Below are 15,331 nucleotides of genomic sequence, written 5' to 3' on the forward strand. Positions count from 1 at the left end.
TTCGAAAAGTGAACGTACGAACAGTGAACGAAGTGAATGGACGAATAACGAATAACGAATAACGCCTTTCTAATATCCAATAGCTAATATCGCCCTTGCTAGCGCTAATAGCGCAACGAAAGAAGTCCGCATAGCCGCTTACGAATACCCACCGTATTTCACCACCGAGAACACCCAGCACTTAGAGCAAATATTGTCCAAGCATCGGCTTTAGTAAACGCTAAGACCAAGGCGGTTTGCCAATTCGCGAACCATAAACATGCCGCGCGCAGAGTTTCCGAAGCTGTTTAGCGGTGGGCTCCAAGCACTAATGACACCGTAGTCTGGAACAATGGCGATAATTCCGCCACCCACGCCACTTTTTGCCGGCAAGCCCACAGTAAAGGCAAATTGCCCCGACTGATCATACATGCCACTGGTACTCATTAGTGCATTAATACGCTGCGCATCACGATGTGAGGTGATTTGCTTGCCGCTGCGTGGGCATTGACCGCGGTTGGCTAAGAACGCCAAGCTGCTGGCGAGTTGTTCGGTATTCATAGTGAGTGCGCATTGCCAGAAGTAATGGTCGAGTACTTCTTCAACCTCTGACTCGATATTGCTAAAACTTTTCATCAAGTATGCAAGTGCAGCGTTGCGAGCGCCATGTTCACGTTCGGACTCATGAACGCGAGAATCGACGCACACCGCTTCACTGCCGCACAAACCCCGAACCATGCTCAGTAATGCCGATTTACTGGCTGAGTAATGGCTAACTAACACATCGCTGACTAAAATCGCGCCCGCGTTGATCATGGGGTTGCGCGGAATGCCTTTTTCCCATTCAAGCTGAACAATTGAATTAAAAGGCTGACCTGAGGGCTCCATCTGCACGCGTTCCCATAATGGGTCGCCAAGACGTTCCATCGCCAACATCAGCCCATAAATTTTAGAAATAGACTGAATGGAAAACGGTTTATTGGTATCGCCGACCGAGGTGACGTTGCCATCAAGCGTGGCAACCGTCAGCGCGCAGTAATCAGCTTTAACCTCTGCCAAGGCAGGAATGTAATCGGCGACTTTACCGTCATTCACAGACATGGCCTGCTGCAGAATATCCTCTAGCAGTGGTTTGAGGTTGTCAGGGGCATGTATTGGTTGCCCGCCACTGATTACATCGTGTGTCATGGGTTGAACTAATGATTCCTATTAAGCCTTATTGGCATTGCTCGATATCAGTGGTTTTAAGAAGCGCGCAGTATGTGAGCGCTCACATTTAACAATCTCCTCGGGGCTACCAGCGGTTAATATCTCACCGCCGCCTGAGCCACCCTCGGGCCCTAAGTCGATAATCCAGTCGGCTGTTTTAATCACGTCCAGGTTATGCTCAATAATAACAATGGTATTGCCATGATCTCGCAAGCGGTGCAGTACTGTCAACAGTTGCTGAATATCGTGGAAGTGCAAGCCGGTGGTTGGCTCATCCAAAATATACAAGGTTTTGCCGGTATCGCGTTTGGATAATTCCCGGGCTAATTTTACCCGTTGCGCTTCACCACCCGAGAGCGTGGTTGCTGATTGCCCCAAGCGAATGTATGACAAGCCTACATCAACTAAAGTTTGAAGCTTGCGGGCTATGGCCGGGATCGGAGCAAAGAAGTCACGCGCATCTTCTACGGTCATGTCGAGAACTTCGTGAATACTCTTACCTTTGTACTTAATCTCAAGCGTTTCGCGATTGTAGCGTTTGCCTTTGCAGATATCGCACGGTACATAAACATCAGGTAAGAAATGCATTTCTACCTTAATCACGCCGTCGCCTTGGCAAGCTTCGCAGCGGCCGCCACGCACGTTAAAACTAAAGCGACCCACTTTATAGCCGCGCGAACGTGACTCTTCAACACCGGCAAACAATTCCCGAATGGGTGTAAAAATACCGGTGTAGGTTGCTGGATTAGAACGTGGTGTACGGCCAATCGGACTTTGATCAATATCCACCACTTTATCTAAATACTGCATCCCATCAATGCTGGCATAAGGCGCAGGTTCATTTGCTGTGGCCTTATTCAAGTCGCGGTGAGCAATTCTAAACAAGGTGTCATTGATTAGCGTTGATTTACCTGAGCCAGAAACTCCAGTAACGCAAGTCATCAGACCTAGGGGCAGTTGCACGTCAACGTTTTTCAAGTTGTTACCGGTGGCACCTTTGAGCTCTAACCAATGTTCACCGGGCTGATGCCGTTGTGCTGGTACTTCAATCGCTTTACGCCCAGACAGGTAGTCGCCAGTTAATGAATTCTCGTTGGCGACAATCTCTTCGTAATGCCCCTGAGCAATCACTTGGCCGCCATGCACGCCAGCACCAGGGCCAATATCAATCACGTGATCTGCAGCACGAATGGCGTCTTCGTCGTGCTCAACCACAATGACCGTATTACCCAAATCACGTAAATGGGTCAGGGTACGCAGTAGCCGCTCGTTGTCACGTTGGTGGAGACCAATCGATGGCTCATCGAGGACATACATCACCCCAACCAAGCCGGCACCAATTTGTGAGGCAAGGCGAATGCGCTGGGCTTCGCCGCCAGATAAAGTTTCAGCACTGCGCGATAGGCTCAAGTAATTAAGCCCCACGTTCACCAAAAAGCCTAAGCGGTCGTTAATTTCTTTAAGGATTTTTTCAGCGATTTGGGCCTTTTGTCCTTCTAATTGTAGTCCCTCGAAAAATTCTAGAGCGCCGCCAATTGAGCGTTCAACCACTTCTGGTAGCGTGGTGTTATTCACATACACATGCCGAGCTTCTAAGCGTAGCCGGGTGCCGTGACAGCTTTTACATGGCTGTGAGGCCAGGTACTTAGATAAATCTTCGCGCACCGCCGTCGAATCGGTTTCGCGATAGCGGCGCTGCATGTTGGGAATGATGCCCTCAAACGGGTGAGTGCGAGCAACTCGATCACCGCGGTCATTCATGTAAGTAAATTCAATCTCGGTTTTACCGCTACCAAACAACACCGCTTGTTGATGCGCTTCGCTGAGGCTATTGAACGGTTTGTTCAAATCGAACTTATAGTGTCGAGCCAACGACTGGAGCATCTGATAGTAATAGAAGTTGCGCTTGTCCCAGCCGCGAATGGCACCACCACTGAGGCTTAATTCCGGGTTGCCAACCACTTTTTTGGGGTCGAAAAACTGTTCGATGCCTAAGCCATCGCAAACACTACAAGCGCCGGCTGGGTTATTAAACGAGAATAGCCGCGGCTCGAGTTCCTGCATGCTATAGCCACAGTGTGGGCAGGCAAAGTTTGCTGAAAAAATCATGCTGTCTAGCTTAGAATCAGCGTCCATCGGCGCCACAATGGCGGTACCGCCACTGAGTTCAAGCGCCGTCTCAAACGACTCAGCTAAACGCAGCTCTAAGCCTTCGCGTACTTTAATGCGATCGACAACCACTTCAATGGTGTGCTTTTTTTGTAGCTCTAATTTCGGCGGGTCGCTCAAATCACATAACTCGCCATCAATACGTGCGCGAATAAAGCCTTGCGCCGCTAAATTATCCAACACCTTGGTGTGCTCACCTTTACGATCTTGAATAATAGGCGCCAAAATCATCAGTTTCTCGCCTTCAGGTAGCGCTAATACTTGGTCCACCATTTGCGAGATAGTTTGTGCAGCTAACGGCACATCATGAGTCGGACAACGCGGCTCGCCAACTCGTGCGTACATCAGTCGCAGGTAGTCGTAAATTTCGGTGATAGTGCCCACCGTTGAGCGTGGGTTGTGCGACGTCGATTTCTGCTCAATCGAAATAGCAGGGCTAAGGCCTTCGATGCTATCCACATCGGGCTTTTCCATCAGCGACAAAAACTGTCGAGCGTAGGCCGACAACGACTCGACATAGCGTCGCTGGCCCTCGGCATAGAGGGTATCGAATGCTAACGAAGACTTACCCGACCCAGACAACCCGGTGATTACCACCAGCTTGTCGCGAGGTATGGTAACGTTGATGTTTTTTAAGTTGTGGGTGCGGGCTCCGCGGATCTCAATTTTATCCATGGTGAATCTACCACTCCGTAGCGGTTATAAATGAAACGAGCATTATCGCACATGCACCACCTTCTGGTACAATGGCGAGCGATTTTTTCCTGCAGCAATGAGATAAGCATGGCACATCAGCACAGTGACAATCGATTGACCCCCACCGAACGCCGCGCCTCTGGGGCTTTAGCTACCGTCTTTGGATTACGGATGTTAGGGCTGTTTTTGATCATGCCGGTGATCGCTATTTATGGTCAGCAGTATCCCGACTATACGCCCTTGCTGATAGGTTTAGCGATAGGCGCCTATGGCCTTACTCAGGCTTTGTTACAAATTCCGATGGGGATGTTGTCCGATCGTATCGGTCGCCGCCCAGTGATTGTTGGTGGTTTGCTGTTGTTTGCGCTAGGTAGTGTGGTGGCGGCGATGGCCGATACCCTGACTGGTGTGGTGATAGGCCGTGCGTTGCAGGGCACCGGAGCTATTGCTGCAGCCATTTTAGCATTAGCAGCTGATATTACCCGCGACTCACAGCGCCCGAAAGTAATGGCCACTATCGGCATGTTTATTGGTTTGTCTTTTGCCCTGGCGCTGGTGCTCGGCCCCTTACTTGGCGAATACATCGGCTTACAAGGGTTGTTTGTGTTCACCGCCGTATCTGCGCTGTTTGGAATTGTGGTGCTATTAATAGCTGTGCCGTCAGTGACCCAGAAAACCGCAAAAGGTGATCTTATTCCGGTTGGCAGCGAGTTAGGAAGCCTGTTCAAGCATCCGCAACTGGCTCGGTTAAACTTTGGCGTGTTTGTTTTACATTGTGTGTTAACCGCGTTTTTTGTGGTGGTTCCGCTACAGTTCGTGGCTGGTGGTTTAGCTACCGAGCAACACGCGTGGCTGTATTTGCCCACCTTATTGGCCTCGTTTGCGTTGATGATTCCGATGCTGATCATCGCTGAGCGCAAACGTAAACAACCCGTTTATTTCCGAGTCGCTATTGTGCTGCTGCTGTTAGCTGTAGCTGTAATCGTCTGGGTACCACCGCATTGGACGTATTTAGTTGTAGCCGTTGTGCTATTTTTTACCGGCTTTAACTTTTTAGAAGCATCATTGCCTTCTTCGCTAACCCGTTTTGCCCCCGCGGGTAGCAAGGGCAGCGCCAGTGGTATCTACTCTACTGCGCAGTTTTTAGGAGCCTTTATTGGCGGTGCTGCCGGTGGTTATGTTTATCAACAATGGGGCCTGTTCGGGATTGGGATTTTTACCGCAGTACTGTTAGTATTCTGGTTCGCCAGTAGCTTCGGAATGCAGCCCCCTCCGCAACAGCAGAACGTCAGCTTACCTATTCGTCAGCTGAACGCAGTGCAAGCACAGCAATTAGCCGAGCAGTTAGCGCAAGCCACTGGGGTTGAAGAAGTACGTATTGTTAGCGCTGAGCAAACGGTGTATTTAAAAGTTCATAAAACCCATTACAATGAAGCAGAATTAGCGGCGCTACTGACGCCCTACCAAAATTAGCAAATCAAGGAGCACAAGGCATGGCCAGTCGCGGCATCAATAAAGTGATTTTAATTGGCAACTTAGGGCAAGACCCAGAAGTGCGCTATACCCAAACCAACACGGCGATTGCCAACATCAGTATTGCCACCAGCGAAACCTGGAAAGACAAGCAAACAGGCGAGCCACGCGAGCAAACCGAATGGCATCGCTGCGTCGCTTATCGGCGTCTAGCAGAAATTGCTGGTGAGTATCTGAAGAAAGGCTCGAAAGTCTATGTTGAAGGGCGTCTACAAACCCGCAAATGGCAAGGCCAAGATGGGGTAGAGCGCTACACCACCGAGATCGTTATTAACGATCTACAAATGCTTGATAGCCGTGGTGGCGATCAAGGCGGCTACAGCAATAACCGTCCGAGCAACCAGAATCAAAACCAGCCGCAGAACCAAGGTGGCCAAGGTCAAAACTTTAATGCTCCGGCGAATAATCAGAACCAGAGCTTCCAGCAATCAAACCCATCGTCAGGACAACAATCACCAAGCCCAGAACCTTTCAATGGCGGTGATTACGATGACGATATTCCGTTTTGATCATCCACAGTCTTAAACTATTCTGTTCACAAGGAGGCTAATCAGCCTCCTTTTTCGTATCTTTTATAACCAATGAGACTCAATTGCGACAGATTGCCGCAGGGGATGAAATAAAACCTTGCTCTAATTAAGGTTTTATTTCATCTTAGAGGTGTAACCTATAGCCAAGAATCAAAAGTTTACGTAAAATTCCGGCTATGACAATGATCATATTCAGGCTTGAGGTAAGGCGTTGAAGAAGCTCGTATGCTTAATTGGGGTGATGATGGTGTTGGTGGGCTGCAAGCCGCCACCACAGACCCTGTCCGTGGTGGGGAACACCTGGCTAGGCTATCAACCTTATTATGTTGAACAGATTCTTCATCCAGAAGCTATTCCCGCTAATATTCATATCACTATGCTTACGTCGGACGTTAGCGTGGTACGCATGGTTGCTAACGGCGCCGCACAAGCAGCTCTTTTAAGCCTAGATAATGCCTTAAGCCTACAGACACGCACCGACCTTAAACTTTGTATCGCACAGGTGATTAACAGCTCCCATGGCGCCGATGCAATTTATGCCCCACCGGGGTTTGATATCAATGATCGTCAGCAACCTTGGGTGGTGGGGATGGAAGATAGTGCGCTGGCACGCTATCTATTAGCACGCTGGATGCGCTTGCATGATATTCCTGAACGCCAAGTAAGACGTGAAATCATTTTACCCAATCAACACGCTATTGCTTATGCCGCAGGAGCAACGGATATTTTTGTCACCTACGCTCCTTTTAGCCAAAAATTAGCTTCGATGGGTGCTGAGCAGATTTTTAGTAGTCGCGAGATACCTGGTGAAATTATCGATACTTTGGTCGTCAAACAAGAGAGCTGGCAACAGCATCAAGCTGCTCTTAAGCGCTTAACCGGTCCGGTTTGGGATAAGGCTTTAACGGCAGCATTGGATCCACAGCATCCGTATTATCAAGCTTTGCAGACGTTATCGGGGATTAATGCCGAAGAACTACGGCAAAGCTTAGCTAGTTTAAGTTTGTACAACAGCGCCGCCAGTAGAACCTTCTTACAACAGGACTACGCCCGAGTGCAGCAACAAGTCAGTGAACAATTAGTGGCTTCAGGGATTCATCAGGTGATCACACCGCTACCGATCTGTGAGGGCGTGCTATGAGTTTGCTGCCTTTTCATCGGCGCTTGAATATCCAAGTGACCCTGCCTATTACCGTCATCGCCTTTTTGATTGTGGGCTTGCTGGGCTATTTTGTGGTGCGGGGGCAAAACCAGATTGCTCTGTACAATGCGCAGTTAGAGCTAAGAAGTATGCTCGTGGTAGCGCAAGGCTCGCTTAATCGGATCTTTGGCTTTGGTAGATACGATTCCGTAGGCGAGGTATTGAGCGAGTTTCAGGTGCATCCACGAGTTACTAATACAGCTATTCTTAGCCCAACGGGCGAGCTTGCAAGCTATTACTCCGCCAACGCCATCAGTCCTCATCTGAAAACCTTCGTGCAACATTTAGATCGTCAGCAAATAGCAGAGGTTGCAAGGTCTGGCGTTACCATCATGCAATATCATCCAGAACATAATCACTTTATCGCCATGGTGCCGGTGGTGAGTGGCAAGGTCGTGGGTAATCAGCAACTGCATAATGTGTTCATCGTTGAATACGAGCACGCTCGTAATTGGTACACTTTTACTAACGTTATTTTCAATGAGCTGGTGCTGTTTTTAGCCTTGCTGATCCTTGTTGGAATAATTTTATGGGTGATTTTACAACGTAAAATCGTTCGTCCCGTGAAGCGGTTGATGGTGGGAGTTGATAAGCTTGCGCGGCGCGAGTCATTGCAGAACTTTGATATTCACAGTGACAATGAACTTGGCCTCTTGGGTGACAGCCTGCGTGATGCGGCCCTACAACGCGAGCAGTACGAAAAACAACTATTGCGCTTTAGCTCTGCGGTAGAGCAAAGTCATGACAGCATTGTGATCACTAATCTTGCCGGTGAAATTGAATACGTTAACAAGGCGTTCACGGATATCACCGGTTACAGCCTAGCGGATGTGCAAGGGCGTAATCCGAAAATGTTAGCTTCGGGCGAGACGCCACGCTCCAGCTACGATGCTATGTGGACCGCATTAGTTGCCGGGCGCAGCTGGCAGGGTGAGCTTTATAACCTCAAGAAAAACGGTGAGCCGTACCGTGAGTGGGCAACTATTGCGCCTTTGCGTAGCCCTAGTGGTGACATCACCCATTACATTGCTACCAAGCAAAACATTACCGAACGCCGTGCGGCCGAGGCTCAAGTTCAGTACCTAGCTTATTACGATGTGCTGACAGGTTTACCTAATCGCACCCAATGCCAAGAAATTTTGCAGCAGTTTTTAGATGAACGTGATTACTCTACTCGTGGTGCTGTAGCTTTGCTTGATCTTGATGGCTTGCAACGTATTAACGATGTTCGCGGCTTTGAGTTCGGTGATTTGATTTTGTTGGCGGTAGCCGAGCGCATAGGCAATGTTATGAAAGCCGAGCCTGAGGCGCGAGTTGGTTGCTTGGGTGGTGATTTATTTGCGGTATTATTCCCAACCCGTAGCGCTGACCGAGATGCAACTGTTAATCGAGTTGAATTCATGGTGAAAGATTTGCTGGCTGAATTAGCCGAGCCGATGTTAATTGAAGGTGAACGTATTTCCATTACCGCTAGCGCCGGTATCGTGGTGTATCCCGAATACGGCGATAATCCCGAAGCTATTTTGCGTCATGCAGAAACGGCGGTACACAATGCTAAAGACGCCGGTGGTAATCAGATTGCTGTGTATAACCCAGCCTACAGTTATGCCCTAGAGCAGCGCTTTGAGGTGGAACGTGAACTGCGAGAAGCTATTGCCAATAACCAATTAGAGCTGTACTTGCAAAGTCAGCAATTGTCCAATGGCGAGGTGGTCGGCGTAGAAGTGTTGGTGCGCTGGAATCACCCTACCAAAGGTATCGTATCGCCAGGAGTGTTTATTCCAATTGCTGAAATGAGCGACTTGATTGTTGATCTAGGACGCTGGATTTTACGTGCGGCGTTGCAAGTGTTAAAGCACCTACCCGGTCAACAAACCCTGGCTATCAATATCAGTCCACGCCAGTTCCGAAAGTATGATTTTGTGTATCAGATTGAACGTGAAGTGGTGAAGGCCGGAGTAGATGCCTCGCGTTTAATTCTTGAAGTAACCGAGAATTTATTAGTGGATGACGTTGATGATGTAGTGGCTAAAATGAAGGCGCTGCAGAAATCTGGTGTGCAGTTTTCTATTGATGACTTTGGTACCGGCTACTCCTCGCTATCTTACTTAAGCCAGCTACCTTTGCATGAGCTCAAAATAGACCAAAGCTTTGTGCAAGGCATAGGCGAGGAAGAAAAAGAACAACTGGTAGAAACCGTGATTGCAATGGGCAACAACTTGAATTTACGGGTGGTTGCCGAAGGGGTAGAAACCAAGCAACAGGTAGAGTTTTTGAGTGCCTGTTCGGCTCAGGTGGTGTGCCAAGGGTATTATTTTGCGAAACCTATTCCGGCTTCAGAATATTTAGCTAACCAGAGTCAGCAGTAGGGGCGTTAGCCGATAATTGCAAAAGCCACCTTACCCAATCATGGCCAAGGTGGCTTGCGCTGCTAATCAACCCTATTTGTAGCCGTGTTGAGCCGCTACCTTGTCAAAGTATTCAAGTACCTGCTTCGCGTAGGCACGTTTCGACACATAGTCACCGGCATAAAAGTTCTTTTTAAACCCATAAGCCACCATATCTTTAAGTCGCTTGAGCGGAACATCTACGGCGCTCAGGGCTAACTCATACTCGCGGGTAACTGTGGTGCGCGATACCAGGCGGTTATCGGTACAAATCACCGTAGCTAAGCGATTGTTGAACATGTGGATAAAATTGTGGTTATGCACATCAGCAATATCTGGGTTGGTTTGCAAGTTACTGGTAATACAGACCTCGATGGCAATGCGGCGATCCGCAATGTATGAAGCTAGTCGCTTGGCATAGTCTTCTTTATCAGTAATCGCAGCATCTTGAATCATTTCTGGTGAGAACAGCGAATAGCCATGGCCAAGACGGTCCGCATAGCACTGGGTAATGGCTTCAAAAATACTTTCCGCACCATAAGCCTCGCCCGCATGCACGGTTTTTAAGAGGAAGTTTTGATGAGCATACTCGTACACCTCTTTAAAATCGTGCGCAGGATAGCCCATTTCTTGCCCAGCGATATCTAAGCCAACAATGGGTAAACCTTCTTCGTCACGCAGCCGCACGCTGGCACGGATCATTTCCATGGCTGCGGTCTTAATCACTTGCTTGGGTTCATGGTCACGCAACATGGCGAACAATTGGGTGTAATAAGGCGAAAACCCTTTCTTGCCGAACATCCGCATGGCGCAGTTAATAATACCGTAATCAAACGGGGGCTTAGCACCACTCACCACTTCAGGTTGCGCGTTGTATTCGTCTTTGGCGCGTTTTAAGCCGGCATTGGTGGTGTGCATCACTCGGTCAAAATCAATCCCCCGAGCTGGGTCCATCATGAGTTGCGGGGCAAAGCGTACTTCAATATAAACCACACCTTCGGCAATATTATCTTGCGCTAATTCGTAGGCAGCTTGCTCTAGGTTTTCCATATCGCGCAGCACCGCACAGGTATACTGAAACCCATTGAGGTATTCGCCAAGATTCTGATAAGACTCTTTAAAAACCAAGTCATAAAGCCCTGCTACCGTATAAGAAGGTAGCTCAATTCCGCTACGCTGGGCCATCTCAATCAAGCCTTGTGGGCGGAGGCTGCCATCAAGGTGAAGGTGAAGATCGGCTTTTGGCATGGCTTTTAAAAACTCGGGGGTATAGGCGCTGCTCATGATTATTCTCCTGTTAGTTGGGCGGATTATAGCAACTACCACTAAGCTCGTCCGCCCTCTGCTACGAATTTTTACTTGAGCCCCCCGCGGTTCCACTCTACTATTGCCAGAATCTTTTTCATTCAAAACTTTCGTTAAAAAACCAATGGCATCACTATATTTTACGTACTCGGCCATGAACGCAGGTAAAAGTACCTCGTTATTGCAGGTGGCTTACAATTACGAAGAACGCGATCAACGCGTGCTCTTGCTTACGCCGTCTATTGATGATCGAGCTGGCGCTGGCACCATTGCCTCGCGCTTAGGTATAGAGCGCAGTGCCTTGGGCTTTTCTAACAGCACCGATTTGGCCGCCTTGATTGAGGCTCGCCACGCAAAGCAAGCCATCGATTGTGTGTTGATAGACGAAGCACAATTTTTAACTGAGGCGCAAGTGTGGCAATTAACCGATGTCGTTGACCGCGTGGATATTCCAGTGATGTGCTACGGTATTCGCAGCGATGCGTTTGGCCAGGCGTTTCCTGGCAGCGCCGTGCTATTGGCGGTTGCCGATAAATTGGCAGAAATGAAGACCATTTGTTTTTGTGGACGCAAGGCAACTATGAACTTGCGTATTGATGAGCATGGCAATGCGGTGACCAAAGGCGATCAAATTGCTATTGGAGGCAACGATCGTTATATCTCTTGTTGTCGTAAACATTGGAAAGAAAAGCTAAACAAGTAAGCGGAAAATAAGAATTACGTTGTAAAATTAGTCTGTTGTTACGTTCTAAATCTCAGATATCTGCTAATATGACACCTAATTAGGATTAAAGCTGTTCTATTCTGATTCGATAGCCTAGGAGCTTGAATGATCAAACCACCACTGCCGGCTAATGAAGAGGCCCGCTTACAGCTTTTGCACGAACTTAACTTGCTCGATAGCGAGGCAGACCCTCTATACGACAGTATTACCGCCTTTGCGCAGCAATTATTTGGCGTTGATACCGCCATCATTACCTTAGTGGATGAACATCGCCAGTGGTTTAAATCTGTGCAAGGGTTTGATTTACCAGAAACTCCCAGAGATATCTCCTTTTGTGGTCACGCCATTACCCAGCAGACCACAATGATTGTTGAAGATGCGAGCCAAGATGAGCGTTTTCACGATAATCCCTTAGTTGCTGCCAACGATGGTATCAGGTTCTATGCCGGGGTACCGTTAACCCTGAATGACGATCTCAATATCGGCACCCTGTGCCTGATCGATTCGCGGCCGCGCCAGTTGTCGCCGCAACAGCAGCAATGGTTAGAAGGTTTGGCGGCATGGGTGGTGCACGATATTGTGCAGCATTATGAACTAGAAAACTTTGCCGCCGAACGTGAAGTGCTCGCCCAAGGCCCGGTTGCAGCCGTGGTCTGGCAGCTCGAGCCCGATGTGCATTTGGTTTACGCGGCAGAAAACGTCGAGCGGATTTTAGGCTACAGCGCTGATTATTTGTTAGACCTTGAGATTAATTATGAATCTATTGTGCACCCCGACGACCAGCAGCAACTGCTCGACCAAATGCAATTGGTGCTTGATGGTATCCAGCCTAGCTTAGAAATTGAATACCGCGTGGTGCCACCATCGCAGCACATGCGCTGGGTAAAACACTTTGCCCGCGCCGATTTAGATCGCCATGGCAAAGTGATGCGGGTGCGAGGTTACCTCTATGAAAATACCAGCCGTAAACAGCTAGAATTGGATTTGCTGAATGCGAACCAGAGCTTTGAGTTAGCTTTAGCTGCGGGCGATTTATCCACCTGGGATTGGAACTTGGCCGAAGGTACGGTGAGTGTCAATCATACTTGGGATAAAATTCTCAATCGTGATAGTTCTTTTGCGCAAAACAACGGCTGGGCCGAGCTTATTCATCCTGCTGATATCGCAACGGCAAAAAGCCAACTCATTGAGCACCTGCAAGGCCATAGCGAACGTTTTGAAGCACGGATAAGATTACAGCATGCCGATGGTCACTACATTTGGTTGCACACTGTGGGTAAGGCGGTAGAGCGCAATGCCAGCGGGCGCGTGACGCGCATGGTAGGGATTCATCACGATGTGACTGAACAAGTTGAAAATGAGCTCAAACAGCATCAGCAAGAAGCCATCCTTAGTTTAGTTAGCCAAGTTCAGCATGAGTTTCTATTTGTCGAACATTTCAGTGAGGTTTGCGATATTGCGCTGCCAGAACTGATGAGCTTAAGCCAAAGCAAACTGGGGTTTATTGGTGAGTTGCCGGAGCAAAGTCGGCACCGCAATATGCTTCGGGTGCATGGCTATGTGAATCGGCTAAATGGCTCCCAGCAAGCCACCCAAGCGCTGATCCGACAAGGGCTCGAAGTCGTAGTGTCAGGGAGCGTGGTCAGCGAAGTGTTGTTGCGTGGTGATCCAGAACTTTGTCCTTATCCTGTCGCACAAGATGAACTAAAGTTTACTCCCATCGAGTTGCCCCAATTAGATAACGCCATCATGTTACCGCTTTATTTTAAGCGCGAAGTGGTGGGCTTACTTATTTTGGCGCATTCAGCTCGCGGCTACTTTCGCGAAGATCTGGCGTGGTTACAACCTATGCTAGATACGCTTGGTACGCTAATGCATATTCGGCGTATCGATCAAGAACGCCGTTTTGTGGTAGAAGAACTGCGCCGCATGGCGACCCGCGATGAGCTGACTGGCGTGGCTAACCGGCGAGTGTTCTTAGAAGCGGCCCAGCAGCGCAAAGACGAAAGTGAACGCTACGATTTACCCATGAGTGTCGCCATTATCGATTTGGACTTTTTCAAAAAGGTCAACGATAGCTTTGGCCATGCCGCCGGCGATGAGGTCTTACGAGAGTTTTGTCGTCTAGCCAAACAGCAATTAAGAGATACAGATTTGCTAGCTAGGTTAGGCGGAGAAGAATTTGGCATTTTATTTGCCCATGCAGAACTGGCGCAAGCCATGCAAGGCATTGAAAGAGTCCGTAAAGCTATTGCCGAGCACCATTTTAATTGGGATGATAAGCGCATTCCGGTAACCATTAGCGCCGGTGTCGCGCAACTCGTAAGCGCTGATCCTGATGTCGACAAATGGGTAGCCCGTGCTGACGAAGCACTGTATTTAGCGAAGGAGCAAGGTCGAAATCGTGCTATTGCTGCTTCTTGATAGTTGTAACAAGCGAGGTTGATATGAGTTCTGCAGCGGTGGCGAACCACCTAACAATTCCAACACCAGACGATTGGCACCTGCACTTACGCGATGGTGATTTACTCGCGACCACAGTCCCTGCCACCGCTGCGGTGTTTGGCCGAGCTGTGGTGATGCCTAATTTGGTGCCGCCGGTGACGACAGTTGCTCAAGCCTTGGAATATCGCGATCGCATTTTGGCGCAGGTGCCAGCCGGCAGTAGTTTTGAACCCCTAATGACCCTGTATTTAACCCAAGCCACCAGTGTTGAAACCATAGTTGCAGCGGCTGCAGAGCCGGCGATTATTGGCTTCAAGCTCTACCCGTCAGGGGCCACCACTAATTCCGCGGCCGGGGTAACTGACATCGAGGCTCTCGACGAGGTGTTTGCGGCTATGGCGAGTCACGGCGTGCCCTTGTTGGTGCATGGCGAAGTGACTAGTGCTGAGATTGATATCTTTGACCGTGAAAAGGTGTTTATTGACCGTTATTTAAGGCCTTTATTGGCTCGTCATCCGCAGTTAAAGTTAGTGCTAGAACATATCACCACCGCTGATGCCGTAGAGTTCGTGGAAAAAGCCGGCGCAAACGTAGCGGCAACCATAACTCCGCAACATCTGTTGATGAACCGCAATGATTTGTTGGTAGGTGGGGTGCGTCCGCATAACTATTGTTTACCTATCTTAAAGCGTCGCGACCATCAATTAGAACTGCGGCGTATTGCTGCATCGGGGCATCCGCGCTTCTTTTTAGGAACAGACTCGGCACCTCATGCACAGTCGCGTAAAGAAACTGCCTGTGGCTGTGCCGGTTGTTATTCTGCACCGGCCGCATTGCCGTTGTATGCTGAGTTCTTTGAGCAAATGAATGCGCTCGACAAGTTAGCTGATTTTGCCAGTGGGTTTGGTGCTGATTTTTACGGGTTGCCTCGTGCTACCAGCTCCGTTACCTTAGAAAAAAGTCAGTGGACGGTACCAGCGACAGTCACTACTGCAGTAGGGCCCATGGTGCCTTATTGGGCAGGAGAGCCACTGCAGTGGCGCATTAAACAATAACGCAACATTTCAATGAACAATTTAACATTGTAGAAATTGTCGCCAAGTCATGGTTTTATATCCGTTATAAAGTCATAATATACCTATAATAAAATACA

General features: G+C 48.9%; 10 protein-coding genes. 7 read left to right on the forward strand and 3 right to left on the reverse strand.

The window, feature by feature from the left end; genetic code table 11:
* Nucleotides 1-210: 210 nt before the first annotated feature.
* Both glsA and uvrA read right to left on the reverse strand, forming a co-directional pair.
* Nucleotides 211-1,167 (reverse strand): glutaminase A, encoded by a 957-nt coding sequence (glsA, locus tag NOG12_RS07225; protein ID WP_313932840.1) that lies wholly within the window; start codon nucleotides 1,165-1,167, stop codon nucleotides 211-213.
* A gap of 21 nt (nucleotides 1,168-1,188) precedes the next feature.
* Complete coding sequence (gene uvrA, locus NOG12_RS07230; RefSeq protein WP_313932841.1) at nucleotides 1,189-4,032, reverse strand: excinuclease ABC subunit UvrA; 2,844 nt, start codon at nucleotides 4,030-4,032, stop codon at nucleotides 1,189-1,191.
* Between the two features lie 108 nt (nucleotides 4,033-4,140).
* Between uvrA and NOG12_RS07235 the strand changes: the two genes are divergently transcribed.
* The 4 genes from NOG12_RS07235 to NOG12_RS07250 all read left to right on the forward strand — a co-directional run bounded on the left by NOG12_RS07235 (nucleotide 4,141) and on the right by NOG12_RS07250 (nucleotide 9,686).
* Complete coding sequence (locus NOG12_RS07235) at nucleotides 4,141-5,526, forward strand: MFS transporter (RefSeq protein ID WP_110077072.1); 1,386 nt, start codon at nucleotides 4,141-4,143, stop codon at nucleotides 5,524-5,526.
* A 20-nt stretch (nucleotides 5,527-5,546) separates the two neighbouring features.
* Nucleotides 5,547-6,095, forward strand: a complete 549-nt coding sequence (gene ssb, locus NOG12_RS07240) for a single-stranded DNA-binding protein (RefSeq protein ID WP_110077071.1) — start codon at nucleotides 5,547-5,549, stop codon at nucleotides 6,093-6,095.
* 232 nt (nucleotides 6,096-6,327) lie between these two features.
* Nucleotides 6,328-7,257, forward strand: coding sequence for an ABC transporter substrate-binding protein (locus NOG12_RS07245; RefSeq protein ID WP_313932842.1), 930 nt, complete (start codon nucleotides 6,328-6,330; stop codon nucleotides 7,255-7,257).
* A complete protein-coding gene (locus tag NOG12_RS07250) occupies nucleotides 7,254-9,686 on the forward strand; it encodes a putative bifunctional diguanylate cyclase/phosphodiesterase (protein ID WP_313932843.1) in 2,433 nt (810 codons plus the stop codon). The genes NOG12_RS07245 and NOG12_RS07250 overlap by 4 nt, the downstream gene beginning before the upstream one ends.
* 72 nt (nucleotides 9,687-9,758) lie before the next feature.
* Here the strand turns inward: NOG12_RS07250 and NOG12_RS07255 are convergent, their stop codons facing one another.
* Nucleotides 9,759-10,988, reverse strand: a complete 1,230-nt coding sequence (locus NOG12_RS07255) for an adenosine deaminase family protein (protein WP_313932844.1) — start codon at nucleotides 10,986-10,988, stop codon at nucleotides 9,759-9,761.
* A 145-nt stretch (nucleotides 10,989-11,133) separates the two neighbouring features.
* On the opposite strand from NOG12_RS07255, the gene NOG12_RS07260 reads away from it, so the two are divergent.
* The 3 genes from NOG12_RS07260 (at nucleotide 11,134) to pyrC (ending at nucleotide 15,233) form a co-directional block, all read left to right on the forward strand.
* The gene (locus NOG12_RS07260; protein WP_110076016.1) at nucleotides 11,134-11,712 is read left to right on the forward strand and encodes a thymidine kinase; all 579 of its coding nucleotides are present in this window, start codon (nucleotides 11,134-11,136) and stop codon (nucleotides 11,710-11,712) included.
* Between the two features lie 126 nt (nucleotides 11,713-11,838).
* The gene (locus NOG12_RS07265) at nucleotides 11,839-14,157 is read left to right on the forward strand and encodes a sensor domain-containing diguanylate cyclase (RefSeq protein ID WP_313932845.1); all 2,319 of its coding nucleotides are present in this window, start codon (nucleotides 11,839-11,841) and stop codon (nucleotides 14,155-14,157) included.
* Between the two features lie 23 nt (nucleotides 14,158-14,180).
* Nucleotides 14,181-15,233: a dihydroorotase gene (gene pyrC / locus NOG12_RS07270; protein ID WP_313932846.1), complete on the forward strand. Its 1,053-nt coding sequence runs from the start codon at nucleotides 14,181-14,183 to the stop codon at nucleotides 15,231-15,233.
* Nucleotides 15,234-15,331 lie beyond the last annotated feature (98 nt).

The sequence above is a fragment of the Pseudidiomarina fusca genome (genome assembly GCF_032227045.1).
GTDB classification, from domain to species: domain Bacteria; phylum Pseudomonadota; class Gammaproteobacteria; order Enterobacterales; family Alteromonadaceae; genus Pseudidiomarina; species Pseudidiomarina fusca.